General features: G+C 62.0%; 17 protein-coding genes. 8 read left to right on the top strand and 9 right to left on the bottom strand.

All coding sequences use genetic code 11. The features are described from left to right. The first annotated feature begins 12 nt into the window (after positions 1-12). On the top strand, positions 13-882 hold the full coding sequence (locus ABH945_RS23675; RefSeq protein ID WP_429252115.1) for a hypothetical protein: 870 nt from the start codon (positions 13-15) through the stop codon (positions 880-882). Positions 883-912: 30 nt separating this feature from the next. Further along, positions 913-1,320 (top strand): hypothetical protein, encoded by a 408-nt coding sequence (locus ABH945_RS23680; protein ID WP_429252116.1) that lies wholly within the window; start codon positions 913-915, stop codon positions 1,318-1,320. A 174-nt stretch (positions 1,321-1,494) separates the two neighbouring features. On the opposite strand, the gene ABH945_RS23685 is transcribed toward ABH945_RS23680, so the two are convergent. After that, positions 1,495-2,118, bottom strand: a complete 624-nt coding sequence (locus ABH945_RS23685) for an SDR family NAD(P)-dependent oxidoreductase (protein ID WP_429252117.1) — start codon at positions 2,116-2,118, stop codon at positions 1,495-1,497. Positions 2,119-2,453: 335 nt separating this feature from the next. On the opposite strand from ABH945_RS23685, the gene ABH945_RS23690 reads away from it, so the two are divergent. Both ABH945_RS23690 and ABH945_RS23695 read left to right on the top strand, forming a co-directional pair. Beyond that, complete coding sequence (locus ABH945_RS23690) at positions 2,454-3,398, top strand: metallophosphoesterase family protein (RefSeq protein WP_074768744.1); 945 nt, start codon at positions 2,454-2,456, stop codon at positions 3,396-3,398. 33 nt (positions 3,399-3,431) lie between these two features. Next, positions 3,432-3,791, top strand: a complete 360-nt coding sequence (locus ABH945_RS23695) for a cupredoxin domain-containing protein (protein WP_171910289.1) — start codon at positions 3,432-3,434, stop codon at positions 3,789-3,791. Between the two features lie 35 nt (positions 3,792-3,826). Here the strand turns inward: ABH945_RS23695 and ABH945_RS23700 are convergent, their stop codons facing one another. After that, positions 3,827-4,894, bottom strand: coding sequence for an aromatic acid exporter family protein (locus ABH945_RS23700; RefSeq protein ID WP_074768742.1), 1,068 nt, complete (start codon positions 4,892-4,894; stop codon positions 3,827-3,829). A 482-nt stretch (positions 4,895-5,376) separates the two neighbouring features. On the opposite strand from ABH945_RS23700, the gene ABH945_RS23705 reads away from it, so the two are divergent. After that, positions 5,377-6,171 carry a hypothetical protein gene (locus ABH945_RS23705; RefSeq protein ID WP_429252118.1) on the top strand — a complete coding sequence of 265 codons (795 nt, stop codon included), beginning with the start codon at positions 5,377-5,379 and terminating at the stop codon, positions 6,169-6,171. Between the two features lie 46 nt (positions 6,172-6,217). Continuing rightward, the gene (locus tag ABH945_RS23710; RefSeq protein ID WP_253189806.1) at positions 6,218-7,294 is read left to right on the top strand and encodes a GGDEF domain-containing protein; all 1,077 of its coding nucleotides are present in this window, start codon (positions 6,218-6,220) and stop codon (positions 7,292-7,294) included. On the opposite strand, the gene ABH945_RS23715 is transcribed toward ABH945_RS23710, so the two are convergent. Genes ABH945_RS23715 through ABH945_RS23725 form a run of 3 tightly spaced genes read right to left on the bottom strand, consistent with a single transcriptional unit; the run spans position 7,289 to position 8,764 of the window. Further along, positions 7,289-7,480, bottom strand: a complete 192-nt coding sequence (locus ABH945_RS23715; RefSeq protein ID WP_083380046.1) for a DUF1289 domain-containing protein — start codon at positions 7,478-7,480, stop codon at positions 7,289-7,291. The two genes, ABH945_RS23710 and ABH945_RS23715, sit on opposite strands and share 6 nt — an antisense overlap. Positions 7,481-7,482: 2 nt before the next feature. Then, positions 7,483-8,475 carry a CDF family Co(II)/Ni(II) efflux transporter DmeF gene (gene dmeF / locus ABH945_RS23720; protein ID WP_429252119.1) on the bottom strand — a complete coding sequence of 331 codons (993 nt, stop codon included), beginning with the start codon at positions 8,473-8,475 and terminating at the stop codon, positions 7,483-7,485. 13 nt (positions 8,476-8,488) lie between these two features. Then, a complete protein-coding gene (locus tag ABH945_RS23725) occupies positions 8,489-8,764 on the bottom strand; it encodes a metal/formaldehyde-sensitive transcriptional repressor (RefSeq protein ID WP_074768734.1) in 276 nt (91 codons plus the stop codon). A gap of 192 nt (positions 8,765-8,956) precedes the next feature. Between ABH945_RS23725 and ABH945_RS23730 the strand changes: the two genes are divergently transcribed. Further along, on the top strand, positions 8,957-9,790 hold the full coding sequence (locus ABH945_RS23730; protein ID WP_429252120.1) for a phytochelatin synthase family protein: 834 nt from the start codon (positions 8,957-8,959) through the stop codon (positions 9,788-9,790). 136 nt (positions 9,791-9,926) lie between these two features. On the opposite strand, the gene ABH945_RS23735 is transcribed toward ABH945_RS23730, so the two are convergent. The 4 genes from ABH945_RS23735 to ABH945_RS23750 form a co-directional block, all read right to left on the bottom strand. Then, positions 9,927-10,316, bottom strand: coding sequence for a VOC family protein (locus tag ABH945_RS23735; RefSeq protein ID WP_074768730.1), 390 nt, complete (start codon positions 10,314-10,316; stop codon positions 9,927-9,929). A 100-nt stretch (positions 10,317-10,416) separates the two neighbouring features. Then, complete coding sequence (gene glgA / locus ABH945_RS23740; RefSeq protein ID WP_429252121.1) at positions 10,417-11,988, bottom strand: glycogen synthase GlgA; 1,572 nt, start codon at positions 11,986-11,988, stop codon at positions 10,417-10,419. 293 nt (positions 11,989-12,281) lie between these two features. Then, positions 12,282-13,754, bottom strand: coding sequence for a sodium:solute symporter family protein (locus tag ABH945_RS23745; protein ID WP_429252122.1), 1,473 nt, complete (start codon positions 13,752-13,754; stop codon positions 12,282-12,284). Further along, positions 13,751-13,966 carry a DUF3311 domain-containing protein gene (locus ABH945_RS23750; protein ID WP_429252123.1) on the bottom strand — a complete coding sequence of 72 codons (216 nt, stop codon included), beginning with the start codon at positions 13,964-13,966 and terminating at the stop codon, positions 13,751-13,753. The genes ABH945_RS23745 and ABH945_RS23750 overlap by 4 nt, the downstream gene beginning before the upstream one ends. Before the next feature lie 370 nt (positions 13,967-14,336). On the opposite strand from ABH945_RS23750, the gene ABH945_RS23755 reads away from it, so the two are divergent. Then, entirely contained in the window at positions 14,337-15,014 is a 678-nt protein-coding gene (locus ABH945_RS23755) for a MarC family protein (protein WP_074768722.1), read from the top strand. Positions 15,015-15,025: the final 11 nt, after the last annotated feature.

Genomic DNA, 15,025 nt, shown 5'->3' on the forward strand with positions numbered 1-15,025 from the left:
GGGAGCAATACTATGCAAGAGTCTTTCCGTAGTCGCAGTTTTCTCGCCGTTGTACTGATCGCAGCTTCGCTTCCCGCGTGTGGAGGCAGCGATGACAGTCCGTCCGTCGCGACGTCGTCTACGCCCGCGACCGAATCGCCTTCGGCCACTCCCCCACAGGCATCGGCTCAGGTAGCTTGCAGCCCGAACGGCAGCTTCACCTACTCTGGATCGGCCTCGCAGGTAGCCGCCAGTAATGGCACGCTGGCGGTCGTGGTTGTGCCGAGCTTGCCGGTCGCCTATCAGAAGAACCGGAATTTCACTGCGCCTGCCGCCCCGGCTTCGAGTCAGGTACAACAGGCGAGCGGCGCATTCACGACGCTGGCGTCATCGGCTGCCGCGACTGACTGTCTTGGACTTGAGCATGGCGCGGTTTCGGATATTCAGGGTGTCGGTAGCGACGTGGCGATCGGTCGATGGAATGCAGCCATGGATACGGACGGCAACACCTACAACCTCGCGCATGGCGTTCATTACGCCGTGGGCACGCCGCTCGCGCTGACCGCAACGAGCGGAACGCTGGCCTGTACGCAGGTCATCGCGGATACGGTAGCCAGCACTGACGGCAGCGCTTCGGGTACGCTCGGTACGGCCTCTGCCGCGCTGGATCTCGGAACGCGCACGCTCAATAATCTGAGCATGTCGATCAATCTGGCCAATACCAACTACACGCTGACCAATACACAGGCACCGCTGAACGGCACGTCGGCAACAGGTCAACTGTCGATCCAGTCGGTTGTCGTGGGACATGACGCGACGCAGCCACTAGTCGCGCTCGGCTACTCGGCTACGTTGCCGAAGGCGCAAACCATCGGCGGCGTCGTCGTGTTGTCGTGCAAATAGCGAAGCAGCGCAGTTCTGAAGATGGCGCAAATGAAACAAAGACGGCTCTCGCGCGAAATGCTACTTCCGCTGCCAGTGCAGAAGGCCCGCGCGCTCTCGCTCGAATATCATCTCGCGCTATCAGCACTGGCGGCGGGAGACGGCAGCTTCGATGAGGCCGCCACGCTTCTGCAGGCGATCTGGCATGCGCGATTTCTTGCCGGACGCGAAGGCGTGAACGCGAAGCAGCTCGCGGCGGCTGAATCCGCGCTCGACGCGATTAGTTCGCGCGTCGACGCGGGCGAAGCATGGACGGTGACCTGTGCCGAACACACTGCCATCGCGGGCGGGCTGTCGATCCATGACCGGCTCACAGCCCGCGAGCCGTATCACCGATTCGTTGCGGCCTGGGCGCAGATGCAGCATCTCGCGCGGGAGCCGCAGGAGACGTCAACGTGAACGGAGCTGCCTCCTACGAGTAATTACCGCGCGCCAAGGACCGCGTCGAATACGGTCCGAGGGTCGTCGCCCTTGCACGGACGCCGACCGTACCAGGCTTCGGCGCGGCGAGCATAAACCTCCGCGTTTGCCGCCCAGGGCATGCCACGGCGGCGCGCTTCGGCGCGGACCTGGTCACCAAGCGTCGGGCGGCGGAACAGTTCGCCCGTTATCCGGTTGCGCAAAATAATGCTCGTCGTTCCTCCTGTTCGTGCTGTTCGCCCGAGACGTAATCAGGGTCTGCGCGTACTGTGCCGACGAGCGCAGCCTCCGCGAGCCGCGTGATTGACCGGAGTGAATCATGCTGCAATGGTGCCTCGACGGTTCATGACCATAGGTCGACGATATATTCACCACGCTGCCGCTCTTTTGCGCGGACATCACGCGCAGCTCATGTTTCATGCTGAGCAACGTGCCGAGCACGTTGGTGTCGAAGGTCGCGCTGTAGCTCTCGGCGGTCTGGTTCGTGATCGCGCCCGGCTGACCTTCGGTGCCCGCATTGTTGACGGCGGCATCGATGCGGCCAAAGCGGGCCACGGTCTGATCGACGAGATTCGCGACTTCTTCGTCGCGACGCACGTCGGCCTGGATGAAATGTGCGTCCGCACCCAGTTCGCGCAGTTCCTTTTCGAGCGTCCTGCCTTCAGCTTCACGACGTCCCGAGACGACAAGTCTTGCACCGCTGGTGGCGAAGGCAAAGGCCGTGGCGCGACCGATGCCGGTAAGTGCGCCGGTAATCAGGATGACAGGCTGGTTCATTTTCAGCTCCTTGCTAGATATGTGTTTGCGGTATGGGGCAGAGCGTCTCGCGAGTGATTCAGCGGGTTGCGATCTGCTCTAAACATCTGCCTTGAGTGAAATGTAGAGGCTGTCTGATCGGAAGAAAAAGACTTTATAAGTGGGTGGGCATGCTTTTCAGGCATGTTTTGTAGTCAGGAGAGAAAACGTCTGGCCAGACGGACCAGAGAAAACCCTGGCCCGCAAAAAAGCCGGAATAAAACCCGGCCGACCCCAGTCCTGCCTGATGAACCGAGTCGCGAAGGGCCGCCGGACTAACCCGCAACCGGCCTGCGAGTCTTCATCTTGAGGTCAACATGTCATCACATCATTCATTCGATCCCGCGCGTCGCGGCGCGTTGAAGTGCCTCGCATTCGGCGGACTGGGCACCGTGTTCGTTCTGGCCGGTGGCGTCCTCACGCCGGTCGAACTGGCGCTGGCGGCCGACGCGAATTCATCGGCGGCAAGCAAGGGCGTGCCGCTCTTTCTGCAGATCAGCGACTCGCATATCGGCTTCAACAAGGAAGCCAACCCGGACGTGGCGGGCACGCTGAAGCAGACCATCGAGTACGTCAACGCGATGCCCGTCAAGCCGGCGCTGACCCTCCACACCGGCGACATCACGCATCTGTCCAAAGCCTCTGAGTTCGATCTGGCGGCGCAGTTGATGTCAGGTCTGAACATCACCGAACTGCACACGGTGCCCGGCGAACACGACGTGACCGACGGCCCCGGTACCGAATACTTCAAACGCTTCGGCCAGGCATCGGACAACCGGGGCTACTACAGCTTCGATCATCAGGGCGTGCATTTTGTCGGTCTCGTCAACGTGATGCACTTCAAGCCGAACGGCCTGGGGGGGCTTGGAGACGAGCAACTGGCCTGGCTTGAAAACGATCTCAAGGGACGCTCATCGAGCACACCGATCGTCGTCTTTGCCCACATGCCGATGTGGACGATCTACGAACCGTGGGGATGGGGCACCGGTGACGCCGGTCAGGCGATGAGTTATCTGAAGCGCTTCGGTTCGGTGACGGTGCTCAACGGCCACATTCATCAGATTGTCTCGAAGGTGGAAGGCAACATCACGTTTCACACCGCGCGTTCAACCGCGTACCCGCAGCCGACAGCGGGCAACGGCACCGGCCCTGGGCCGCTCACCGTCGCAAGCGATCAGCTTCCGAAAATGCTGGGTGTCACGCGTATCAGCATCGCGGAGCATCCGCTGAAAGCGACGCTGGCCGACACCACGCTGGTTTGATATCAGCCATTTTTTTAATACCGGAGATCAGTCATGCAAACTAATTTCTTCAACCGCACGTGGATATATCTGCTGGGACGCGCAGCGACTGTCGCTGTATCGGTTGCGACGACGACCATCGTATTGCCACTGGCACGCGCCGAAACGCCGGGCGCGGTCGTCATCAAGAATTTCATGTTCTCGCCGATGGCACTGACGATCAAGGCCGGCTCGACCGTGACCTGGAAGAATCTCGACGGCGAACCGCATACGGTCGTCAACGACGCCGGCATGTTCCGCTCCGCCGCGCTCGATCAGAACGACTCGTACCAGTACAAGTTCGACAAACCCGGCGTCTACAACGTGTTCTGCGGCATTCATCCGAACATGAAGGAAACGATCACGGTGCAGTGAGCGGATTACCAGTGCGGACCGTCTGCGGACTAACGTCAGGCGGTATGCAACTCACTCAGACGGCACAGCAGAATGCCGTAACCCGTCAAATGACCAAGGTACACGCTCGTGAATACATTGGTGACGGGAAGGTCCTGGATCAGATGACTCAACTCTTCCATCTGCAACGGCGGTGCCGACAGCGGCGGACGCTCCTCGCGCAGGTCGGCCGCCTCGGCCAGCTGCCGGTGCGCCGCCACGAGTCGCGCGAGCCGGGCGAGAAAAGCTTCACGCCACGGCGCGTCGAGCGCGGCGAACTGGTCGTGAAAGGTGTCCATGGTTTCGAGGAAATTGACCAACGAATCGAAGGTCTCCTGATAGCACGCGAACAGCGGCCCCCGCACCCGGTTGCGCTTGAGGTGCGGAGAAACCCAAGCCTGCTCGATGTCGGTTTTCAGCAGCGTGTGCGCCTGTTTGAGGTTGGTGCTGAGCACCCGCAATTTCGCGGTGGCCGGCTTGAGTTGCGCACGCTCGAGGTCGCCCGCGGCGAGCTGCGCGAGCGTGTCCGTCGACTCTTCATTGCCGTCGTTGACCAGCGTGTTCGCCCAGAAACCGTGATCGGGCGGGAACGCGACCTGCTGGATGATGAAACCGAGCAGCATGCCCAGCACGACGCCGATCAACCGCTGTTCGACCAGCGAGATGTGCTCGCCGGTATAGAGAACGAGCGTCATCGGCACGGTGATGCTGGTCATCTGGAACACGGAAGGCCGCAAGCTGACGATCGCGAAGATCACGAACGGCAATAACAACGCACCGAGCCACAGGTGCGGCGCGGTCGCCCAGATCAGCAGCGTGCCTAGCGGCATCGCCACGACGTTGGACAGAACGCGCTTGTAAAAGTAGCTGCGGGCCGCCGAAATAGAGCTTCCGAGCGCCAGCGTCAGCATCGCCGAACCGGCCAGCGACACGGCGGCTTCGGGAAAACCCAGTAGTGACGGGATCGCGAAACCGATCCAGAGACCGAGCGCCAGCTTGGTGTATTTCGCGGGTTCGGAGAGGGAAAAACGCGCGAGAGCGCGGCGAAACGGCGTGAGCGGTTTGTGGTGGTAGACGTTCGACATGTCGGTAGGCAGACCGATGACAGCGAGCGGAATCCGCTCGCGGCCCGGCGTGGCGTTTGCGCCACGTGCGCACTGTTACGAAAATTCTGAACAGTACAGGTTCCGCAGACGATTCGCGAGGGTTTGGGCGTTTAAAGCGGCTTTTGAAGTGGCTTTGACGCGGTGATAGGCAGATTTGACGAAGGGCGGGCAGGGGCCGGGCAATCGAATTTGCGTAGCGATCGATCGCATGTTTTTGTCTGTAAAAACGCGCCAGTGTTGATCCAGTGCCTTTCATCGCGCACCACGCCGCGCTGCATTTTTTACCGGACTTTCCCCACATCAATCCGCATCGCGCCGTAGCGTTTAAAGCATCGCCAAGGTGTATTGTCGGCGGGCAGTGCGCGAGTTACATTGCTTTAGCAATGCTTGTAGCGACCTTGCGAATCGTGTGATGAAAGTCTGATGAGTCATCAGACGGGAGTGTTACGGAGCGTATTGCGATGTTTAACGACACACATTTGCCGCAATCCGACGCGAACGGCGCTCAGGCCGATTTCCCGGCTGAAGATTTGCGCGACGCAAACGACACGCGCGATCCCGCGCCGCGCTTCAGCCGCCTGGCGTTATGTGTGACGGCGGCCAGCGCGCTGACGTTGGGGGTGGTCGGAACGGTCGCCTATGGTGTCTGGTTCGAACACGATCAACAGGCGTATGCCGACGCCATGGCGAGCGCGCGGCAGTCTTTGGGCGCGCCAGCAGCGGCGAACAGCCAACCAGTCAGACAGATAGTTTCGGCGCAAACGGAGGCGTTGCCCGTAATCGGAAATACTTCGGCGACCGAAGCCGCGCGCGAACCGGCAGGCAGCAGCACCCCGGGCCAACAGATCGAAGAGGGCAGTCAGCAGGCGGTCTGGTCGGGACAGGTTGCGCGGGCGCAGTCGGCTGCGATTGCACCGGCCGGTCCCGACGACACCAGCCTCGTCACGCCCGCTGCGTCCACCGCCTCCGCGGCAACCACGCCTTCGCTCCATTCGACCCGCCGAGTGACCGGATCGACCGATTCCAACGCAGCGTCATCCTCTTCCAGCCGCACACTGAAAACCAGCCGCGCCGGCCAGCAGGACCGCCGTGCCGCAACGCCGGATGCGCAACAAAACGCACGGCTGAACGGGAAACAGAACGCCCGCCATCCAAGCACCCTGTTCGCGCGGATGAGCCTGTTCTTCCGGCGCGTCAGCTATCGGCAGCATGGCGGCGCAAACCCGCAGCAGCAAGATATCTACTCCCATCCGTGAGCGCGCGCGTCAGTTCTTGCGTGCGAATCGCGGCAGCGCTCCGGCAATGCGCTTGCGGCCCGGTCCCACGACGGTAGCCGTCGCCTCGCTGCTGTGTCTGCTGGTCGGCCTCGTGTATCTGGCGACGCAGATCCGAATGGTCTTTTCCGACCAGTTGAAGCAGGAATACGCGGGGCTCGTTCTCGAAACGGTCGCGCGCGCGGAAAGTGCCCGTGACCAGCTTCGAATCTGGCAGCAACTCCCCGTCGATCACCCGTCCGACGCGCAAGGTTATCGTGACGCGCGCGCGGAACTGGAGCGCCGTCTTGCATCGCTGGCGGCACTGGTGAAGGCGAGTCCGTCCGCGGTGCCGCAAGCCGTATCGTCCGCTTTATCCTTCGATGCCAGCGCCGCCGACACGGATGCGCGACTCGGCAGCGCATCGGCGTACTGGCGCGCACAGCGCGATGCCGATAGCGCAGACGTGCGGGTTCGAACCATCCACATTGCACGCACGCTGATCGCGCTGGCCGCGTTGCTATTCTGCATGCTGATCACGGCCGTCGCCATGTACGCGAAACGCAACCGGCAACTCGCCGGTCAGTCGCATGAATTCGAGCGCGCGTCGCTGCATGATCCGATGACCGGTTTGCCGAATCGCCGCAAGCTTCTAGCCGCGCTAGATGAGGCCGCGACGCCGTCGCCAGGTAGAACGGCGATTCAAAAAATCGCGGTGCTGTATATCGATCTGGACGGCTTCAAGCACGTCAACGATTCGCTGGGGCACCGCGCCGGGGATGAGTTTCTGATCGCGGTATCGACGCGTTTTAGCGAGTCGGTGCGCAAGGCGGACGTGGTGGCGCGGATCGGCGGCGATGAATTCGCGGTGCTGATCCGGGCGTTCACGAGCGAAGAAGAGCTCGCCGACATTGCGCTGCGTCTGATTGCCTGCGTGGTTCATACCGATGAGCAGATGGGCATCGGTCACGTGCGCGCGAGCATCGGCATAGCGAGCTTTCCCGACCTCGTCGACGATTACCGCCGGTTGGTCGCCGCTGCCGACGACGCGATGTATCACGTCAAACGCAGCGGCAAGAATGGCTACGCATTCGTGGCCGCAGCGGGGCGGCCGGCGGTGTTATGACGCAGAGCTTGCGGTGGACGGCAGCGTTGCCGTGCGCCCCGCGCATGCATCGATGATCTGCTGACGCCGGGCGTCTTCCGCGTTTTTCCACTCGCGAATTTCGTCGCGTGTACGCAGGCAGCCGATGCAGAAACCCGAGGTGCCGTCGATTTTGCAGATGTCGATGCACGGAGATTGAATTGCCATGTTCAGATAATCGCTTCGGTTGGATTGACTTCGACGGTGACGTGCGAAAGTCCGTTGAATCGTTGTAGCAGCGCGTGATAAAACCGCGAATCGTGACGCGCTTCGCTTGTCGTCACGGAGATCGCGGCACTCATGTGGCCTGGCCCGACGCGCCATACATGCAGATCGAGCACCTTGTCGCCGGTATCTTCGATCGCGTGACGGACGTTTTCGGTCATGCGCTGGTCGGGGCTCATGTCGAGAAGAATCGCACCGGTGTCGCGCATCAGACTGTACGACCAGTTGGCGATCACCAGCGCGCCGATGATACCCGCAAGCGGGTCCATCCACAGCCAGCCGAACGCGCGGGCGAGCACGAGGCCGATGATCGCGAGCACCGATACCGCAGCATCCGCGATAACGTGAATGTAGGCGCCGCGAATGTTGTGGTCGCGATGCGCCGCGTCGCTGGGGGCTTGATGGGTGTGAGCATCCTGGTGGTCGTGATCGTGCGGGTGGTGATGCGCATGATGCCCATGCTCATGATGATCGTGACCGCCATGCAGCAGCCACACGCTCGCCAGATTCACCAGCAAGCCCGCCACCGCGATCGGAATCGCTTCGCCGAAGCGAATCGACACCGGCGTCAGAAATCGCATCACGGCTTCATAGCCGATCAGCAGCGCGATCATCGCGAGCACGATCGCGCTCGTGAATCCCGCGAGGTCGCCGAGCTTTCCCGTGCCGAATACGAAGCGCGAGTCGTTCGCATGTTTGCGTGCATACGTGTAGGCGAGCGCTGCGATCAGCATCGCGCCCGCATGCGTGGACATGTGCAGGCCGTCCGCGATCAGCGCGAGCGAGCCGAACAGGCTGCCGCCGACAATCTCGGCGATCATCATCGCCGAACATAGCGCGATCACGGCCCAGGTGCGTCGTTCGTTCTGTTCGTGAGCGGCGCCCAGAAAGTTGTGATCGTGTGCCGCGCGGGTGGCGGCGTGATCGGAGTTGCTCATGGCTGCCTCGCGTCTACTTGAAATAACTGTGAACCACGTCGATGAGTTGCTCGGTGGCGCTGCCGTGGTGTTCATCCTCAGTGGTTGCGTCAACCAGATGATTGCGGATGTGGTCCTCGAGCACCACCGCCAGCAGCCCGTTCATCGCGCCCCGGCAACTGGTGATCTGCTGAAGCACGTCGGCGCAACCGCGCTCGCTTTCCAGCGACCGTTCGATTGCCTCGACCTGGCCTTTGATGCGGCGCACGCGGTTGAGCAGCTTCTGTTTTTCACGAATGGTGTGGCCCATGACCATCTCTCCGATATACCCCCGGGGAGTATATAACATTGACTATGCGCGTCGATTAATCCCCCGGTGACTACGAGGGCGAACATGCACGCGAAAATCGGTTTCGTGTTAAAAAACCGAAGCTCGCCGGCCCGATCCGGCGACGGCGCGAGGGGCGCATGCATGCCGGATTCATTCGTAGCGGAAGGGGCAATGTCCAGATATACATCGATGCGCGCCGTGAGGCGCATGAGGTTCGCGTGGATCGCGACTGTGGTAGTGGCGCTGGCCGCGTGTGCACCGGTGTCTCCCGTGCCGCCCGTTGCGAGCCCGGCGCAAGCCGCGAATCCGCTTGCCGCTCAAAACCCGAATCAATCGACGCGCTCCGCCGACGGGCCTTTACCCGTCCCGCCCAACCTTATCGCGTTGGCGCAGCCCACGGGCCAGAAGCGGCTCATGTCGTCGGCGTACCAGCAGTCGTACTGGCCGCTCTCGCAGTACTTCGAAACGCAGCGCAACGAAGCGTATTGCTCGGTGGCGTCGTCCGTGATGGTGCTGAATGCGCTCGGCGTTCGTCGGCCCGAGTCGAGCCTGTATCCGGATTTTCCGTTCTTTTCGCAGCAGGATTTCTTTCGCACCATCGACCCGCAGGTGGCCAACGCCGCAACGGTATCGAAAGAGGGCATGACGCTCGATCAACTCGGCGCCGCGCTGCGCAGTTTCCCGGTCGATGTCGAGACATTCCACGCGAGCGACCTGTCGCTCGAACGGTTCCGCGACCTGATTCGCGACACGGCGGCTCGTCACGACCGCTTTGTGTTGCTCAACTTCAGGCGGGTGGAGATCGGCGAAACCGGCGGCGGTCACTGGTCGCCGCTCGCCGCTTACGATACCGCGAGCGACAGCGCATTACTGCTCGATGTCGCCAGGTATAAGTATCCGGCCGTGTGGGTGCCGGTCGCGCAACTTTACGCTGCGGCGCAGGCGGTCGATAGCGTGAGCGGCTTGTCGCGAGGACTGGTGATTGTCGGCAAACGCGCCGGTTGAATCCGGCGTGTGTCTTCGTTGTGCCGCTCGACGAACCACTTGCGCCGGTTCATTCGATGAACGATGGCAGCGAACGTATCAGGCTGCCTGTTCGGGTCTTTGAACCGGTATGTGCGATTCACGTGAATGCAAACCCTCAACCCCACGCGGCATGCTGCAAGACGATCCGGTAACCGTCCGGGTCTTCGAACGTTTTGCCGTGGACATCCCAGTATGGGTTCTCCGATTCACACGCGGTGACGCCCAGCGCTTCCAGCCGCTCGACGGCGGCGCTCCACGCTGCGTGCTCGGGCAGATACAGCACCAGAAGATGTTCTGCGGTCGGCGCTCGCGCGACCGTCACGCCATGCTGATGCGTGAATTCGATATGCCAGGAATAGCCCGCATGACCGAGGACGATACCGTCGAAACCGGCATGATTCTCGAAGCGGGCAAGTACGTCGAAGCCCAGTCCGTGCGTGTAGAAATGCGCGATCTTGCGCAGGTCATTGGTGGGACGGGCGACCCGGAGAACAGGCGACTGCATCAGCGACTCCGCGAAGAATGGATGTGCCGCCAAGCATAACGCGCTACGGGCAATGCGGCGCGTCGGACGCGCGGCTACTGCACCCGCTCACTGGCATCAATCACGCGCTGCGCACCATCTCTTCCACGCCAGTTGCCCGCGCTCCAGCAGAAGCCCGCGCCCGAACCAGCGTCTTGCGTACGCGCGTATCGCGCAGCGCCGGACGCGCATCGACCAGATCGGCGTATAGCGCCAGATAGTTCGATGTCGACGAATTCCACCCGGAGTCGCGGCTCATCGCGTTGCGCTGCAACGCATGCCATGACGACGGCTGCGCGAATGCCGCCAACGCGCGTCCGAGCGCGTGCGTAACGTCGCCGGTCGATTCGCCGTCGAACAGGAAGCCGGTCGCACGATCTTCCGCGCGGCCATCAGCGGGAGAGTAATCGACGATGGTGTCCGCAAGGCCGCCCACGCGCGACGCCACCGGAATCGTGCCGTAACGCATCGCATACAGCTGCGTCAGTCCGCACGGCTCAAAACGGCTGCCGTGCAGCAGAATATCCGCGCCCGCATGCAGCATGTGCGCGCGCGTCTCGTCGTAACCGATCTGCACGCCGACACGTCCCGGCCACGCGGCGGCCAACTCCTGCAACGCCCGTTCGAGATCGCGCTCGCCCTGGCCGAGAATCGCGAATTGCAAACGCGGATGCTGTTCGAGCAGCGCTGGCAACGCGCGCACCACCACGTCCGCGAGTTTCTGTTCGGTCAGGCGGCTGCCAATCGCGACCAGCGGCGCAAACGGATCGCGCGTTAAACCGAATGCCTGCTGCAGTTCGCGCTTGCAGGCCTGTTTGCCGGCGGTGTCGTCGACAGAATAGGGGCGCGCGATGAACTCGTCGGTCGCCGGATTCCACGCCGCCATATCGATTCCATTGACAATGCCCGACAGCTTGTCCGCCTGCGCCTGCAACACGCCTTCGAGGCCGTAGCCGAAATGCGGCGTCAGGATCTCGCGGGCATAGCGCTCGCTGACGGTCGTCACACGATCTGCGTGGACGATGCCCGCTTTCATCATGCTCAGTAGCCCGTAGAACTCGATGCTGCGCTCGTCGGTCAGCGCGGGCGCGAGCAGTTCGGGCGGCACGCCGATCCAGCCGCCCATCGCCAGCGGATGGTTGCCCTGGAACGCGAGGTTGTGAATCGTGAATACGCTTTTTGCGGCGACGCCCGCGAGCCGCATATAAAGCGGCGTGAGCCCTGCATGCCAATCGTGCGCGTGCACGATGTCGGGGCGCCTCACATTGCGCACGCCACGCGCGATGCGAACGGCTGCGGCAGACAGCGACGCGAAGCGGGTCAGGTTGTCGAGATAATCACGCCCTTGCGGATCGCGGTACAGGCCTTCGCGCGCAAACAGATGATCCATCTGCAGCAGCAGCACGGGCACGCCGCTGTCGGGCATGAAGCCGCGCAGCAGCTTCGCATCGCCGCCGGGCAGGCCGGTCATGCGTGCCACGTAAGTGACGTCGACAGCGCTTTCGAGCGCGGCCGGATAAGCGGGCATCAGGATCGAGACGTCGACGCCGGCATCGCGCAACGCGGCGGCATAGGCACTGACCATGTCGCCGAGGCCGCCGGATTTGGCGAGCGGCACTGCTTCGGAAGCGACAAGAAGAACGTTGAGCGACAAAGTGGCCCCCAAGGACGGGATTTTTTGCACTTGCACAGTGCGATGGATTCGCTAGCGCGAAGAAGCAGCAAGGGGTGTGCCTGGGGACGAGTTCTTATTTTGCTGTGCGGGCGGGGTTTGTGTTGCAGTGCGGGGAGGGACATCAGGGGATTAAAACGCCGCTACAAACCGAGGCGTTTTTTCATTCGTGTGTAGATTTGACTGTATATAACGATGCCGCATAAACGGAAAAGAGGCCGTCGCTTAAAGCGAACGGCCCCTTTGGCGCATCCGTCAAGGATTCTCAATCAAGCTCAATGCACCGGCGCGTGCGTCTGCTCCACCGGATGCGGTTGCGTCACCGCGCTGACCGCCGCGAACACAATCACATTCACCGCAAGGGCAAGGAAACCGATATTGACGTCCTTCAGTGCGTCGGGCAGGAACGGCATGAGTTGACCGACGCTCAGTTTCATCGTGGTCGTGAGCGTCACGACGGCGACCCCGGCAAGAATCCCGCAGAACGCCCCTTGTTTTGTCGCACGGTTGTGCGGAAACAGGCTGCAGATCACCGCCGGGAAAAGCTGGGTGACGAAGCTGTAGCCCATCAGCAGCAACGCGACGATCGTCTCGCCGCCGTGCAGCGTGAAGCCGACCGCCACCAGCGCGACCACCGGCACCAGCACGCGTGCGAGCAGTGCGACGCTGGCGTCGGTGGCATTGCGGTTCACCATGCCGCGATACACGTCGTTAGCGAGCAGCGTGGACGCCGAGGTCAGGATCATCGAGCCGGGCACCAGCGCGGTCAGAATTCCGGCCGCGCCGATCACGCCGACGAACCACGGATCGAAAGTCTGCAACGACAGCCGGAACAGCGACAGGTCGATATCGGCGCCCTTCAGGCCCGGCACCCGCAGCGTCGCCGCGAAGCCGACGAAGAACACAAACAGCAGGATCAGCTGATACAGCGGCAAGACCATCGCGTTGCGGCGGAAGATGCGCTCGTCCTTCGCGGTGAAGATCGAGCCGAACGTATGCGGCCACATGAAGAAGCCGAGCGCCGTCAGCAGCACGGTCGACTGGAACCACGTCACGCTTGATCCGCGCGCAGGGAAGGTCAGGAAGCCGGGGCGGGCGGCGTCGATCGCGCGGAACATGTCGCTGAAGCCGCCGTAATAGTGGAGCGGCAGATAGATGCCGAGGAACAGCACGATGGCGAGAATCAGCAGATCCTTCACCACCGAATTCCACGCAGAGCCGCGCACGCCAGAGACGATCACGTAGGCGGTCACGACACACGCGCCGATCCAGATCGCCGCTGTCGACGAGATCGCGCCATACGAAGCGGTGGCGACGATGATGCCGAGCCCTTTCAGCTGCAGCACGAGGTACGGAATCAGCGCCGCTACGCCGACCAGCGCGACGAGCGTGCCCAACGCGGGGCTGTCGTATTTGCGTGAGAAGAAATGCGGCTGCGACACGAGCCGGTGTTTTTTCGCGTAGCGCCAGATTGGCGGCAGCATCCAGTAAGACAGAATGTAGGCGAGTGTGCCGTACGCGAGAATGTAGTAGACCGGCGCGCCCTTGCCATACGCAAAGCCGCTGCCGCCGAGGAACGTGAACGTCGTGTAGATTTCACCGGCCATCAGCAGGAACACGAAGGCGGTGCCGAAGCTGCGGCCACCCACGCTCCACTGTTCGAGGCTCATGTCGTGGCCACGGCGCGCACGCACGCCGAGGAACAGGGCAAACAGCGTGACGGCCGCAATAATGACGAGTGCGCTCATGGTCGGACCTCTTCGTTATCGACAGCCAGCTCGCGGTTGGTCGGGTCCAGACGATAGATGATCGCCATGATGATCGAACTCAACACCACCCACATGACGATCCAGGCCAGCACGAACGGCATGCCGAGCACCAGTGGCTCGACGCGATTGACGAACGGAACGCCGAGCAGAATGCCGATGAAAGGCAGCGCGGCAAGTACACGAAGCAACATGGGCAACTCCTCGAACCAGTGAGCAAGTCTCGTTGAAAGTGCGGCTTCGTTGAGGACTTTATTCCCGATACTTCAGGTACGTAAAGTCAGTCAAAAAAGTGTAGGCTTTCTGAAAGTTGCGAGTACATCCTTTTGCATCATGATGCTGCACCGCAAGGCGGCGCGCCGGGCGCAGCGGGCCATGGGGTCCCGGTTGGAGTCCGGCTTTTTGCGGCTTTGGCTGGCGCGGCGCGATATCATCTGGCCACGCAGCGCGAGCATTGTCCGGATTGCGTCAAGCGGTCTGGTTCATCAACATGGCGTGGCGTCCCGGGTCAATGAGCGGCATCAGCGATGCCACCCGGAGCGCGGCCCGACACGGAAAACGCATATGGTCGCAAGTCTGATCGCGGACATTCTGTTTGGCTTCACCGGGTTGATCAGCATCATCAACCCCATCGGCATTGCTTTCGTTTTTCTCGACCGGACTGCATCGCTGACCACCGAGGAGCGCACCGCGCTCGCGCGGCAAATCGCGATCAACGCGATGATCGTGCTGCTGGTGGCGTTTTTTATCGGCACGCCGATCCTGCATTTCTTCGGTATTTCCATGGAGGCGCTGCGCATCGGCGGGGGGCTCGCGGTGGCGGTCGGCGGCTGGCAGATGCTCAATGCGCCCGACACGCAGCCGATCGATCAGTCGAACGTCAAGCGCGTCGATGCGGAGAGCGCGAGGTCCAAGGCGTTCTTCCCGTTCACGATTCCGCTAACCACCGGGCCGGGCTCGATCGCGACCGCCGTTGCGCTGACCGCGAATCGCACGCACAAGCTGTCGGAGTTCGTGACGTCGAGCATTGCGTCGGTGGTGATCTCGCTGCTGGTCGCGGTGTCGGTCTATCTGGTCTACAGCCGCGCGGCGGTGTTCGCCAAATACCTCGGGGTCGAAGGAACCAAGGTCGCGATGCGCGTATCTTCGTTTTTGCTGCTTTGCATCGGCGTGCAGATTATCCTGACCGGTGTGTCCGAATTCCTGATCCCAATCGCGACGATGCCGCCGGTGGTCAAATAGCCGGCGCGGCA

It is taken from the genome of Paraburkholderia sp. GAS333, from assembly GCF_050435665.1.
GTDB lineage: Bacteria > Pseudomonadota > Gammaproteobacteria > Burkholderiales > Burkholderiaceae > Paraburkholderia > Paraburkholderia fungorum_A.

What these genes read in the sequence shown, in the direction of transcription:
- ABH945_RS23745 (WP_429252122.1), bottom strand. Translation starts at nt 13,754, where the DNA reads ATGAGCGCACTCGTCATTATTGCGGCCGTCACGCTGTTTGCCCTGTTC.
- ABH945_RS23685 (WP_429252117.1), bottom strand. Translation starts at nt 2,118, where the DNA reads ATGAACCAGCCTGTCATCCTGATTACCGGCGCACTTACCGGCATCGGT.
- ABH945_RS23675 (WP_429252115.1), top strand. Translation starts at nt 13, where the DNA reads ATGCAAGAGTCTTTCCGTAGTCGCAGTTTTCTCGCCGTTGTACTGATC.
- ABH945_RS23700 (WP_074768742.1), bottom strand. Translation starts at nt 4,894, where the DNA reads ATGTCGAACGTCTACCACCACAAACCGCTCACGCCGTTTCGCCGCGCT.
- ABH945_RS23680 (WP_429252116.1), top strand. Translation starts at nt 913, where the DNA reads ATGAAACAAAGACGGCTCTCGCGCGAAATGCTACTTCCGCTGCCAGTG.
- ABH945_RS23715 (WP_083380046.1), bottom strand. Translation starts at nt 7,480, where the DNA reads ATGGCAATTCAATCTCCGTGCATCGACATCTGCAAAATCGACGGCACC.
- ABH945_RS23750 (WP_429252123.1), bottom strand. Translation starts at nt 13,966, where the DNA reads ATGTTGCTTCGTGTACTTGCCGCGCTGCCTTTCATCGGCATTCTGCTC.
- ABH945_RS23725 (WP_074768734.1), bottom strand. Translation starts at nt 8,764, where the DNA reads ATGGGCCACACCATTCGTGAAAAACAGAAGCTGCTCAACCGCGTGCGC.
- ABH945_RS23705 (WP_429252118.1), top strand. Translation starts at nt 5,377, where the DNA reads ATGTTTAACGACACACATTTGCCGCAATCCGACGCGAACGGCGCTCAG.
- ABH945_RS23690 (WP_074768744.1), top strand. Translation starts at nt 2,454, where the DNA reads ATGTCATCACATCATTCATTCGATCCCGCGCGTCGCGGCGCGTTGAAG.
- ABH945_RS23755 (WP_074768722.1), top strand. Translation starts at nt 14,337, where the DNA reads ATGGTCGCAAGTCTGATCGCGGACATTCTGTTTGGCTTCACCGGGTTG.
- ABH945_RS23730 (WP_429252120.1), top strand. Translation starts at nt 8,957, where the DNA reads ATGTCCAGATATACATCGATGCGCGCCGTGAGGCGCATGAGGTTCGCG.
- ABH945_RS23710 (WP_253189806.1), top strand. Translation starts at nt 6,218, where the DNA reads ATGCGCTTGCGGCCCGGTCCCACGACGGTAGCCGTCGCCTCGCTGCTG.
- ABH945_RS23735 (WP_074768730.1), bottom strand. Translation starts at nt 10,316, where the DNA reads ATGCAGTCGCCTGTTCTCCGGGTCGCCCGTCCCACCAATGACCTGCGC.
- ABH945_RS23695 (WP_171910289.1), top strand. Translation starts at nt 3,432, where the DNA reads ATGCAAACTAATTTCTTCAACCGCACGTGGATATATCTGCTGGGACGC.
- dmeF (WP_429252119.1), bottom strand. Translation starts at nt 8,475, where the DNA reads ATGAGCAACTCCGATCACGCCGCCACCCGCGCGGCACACGATCACAAC.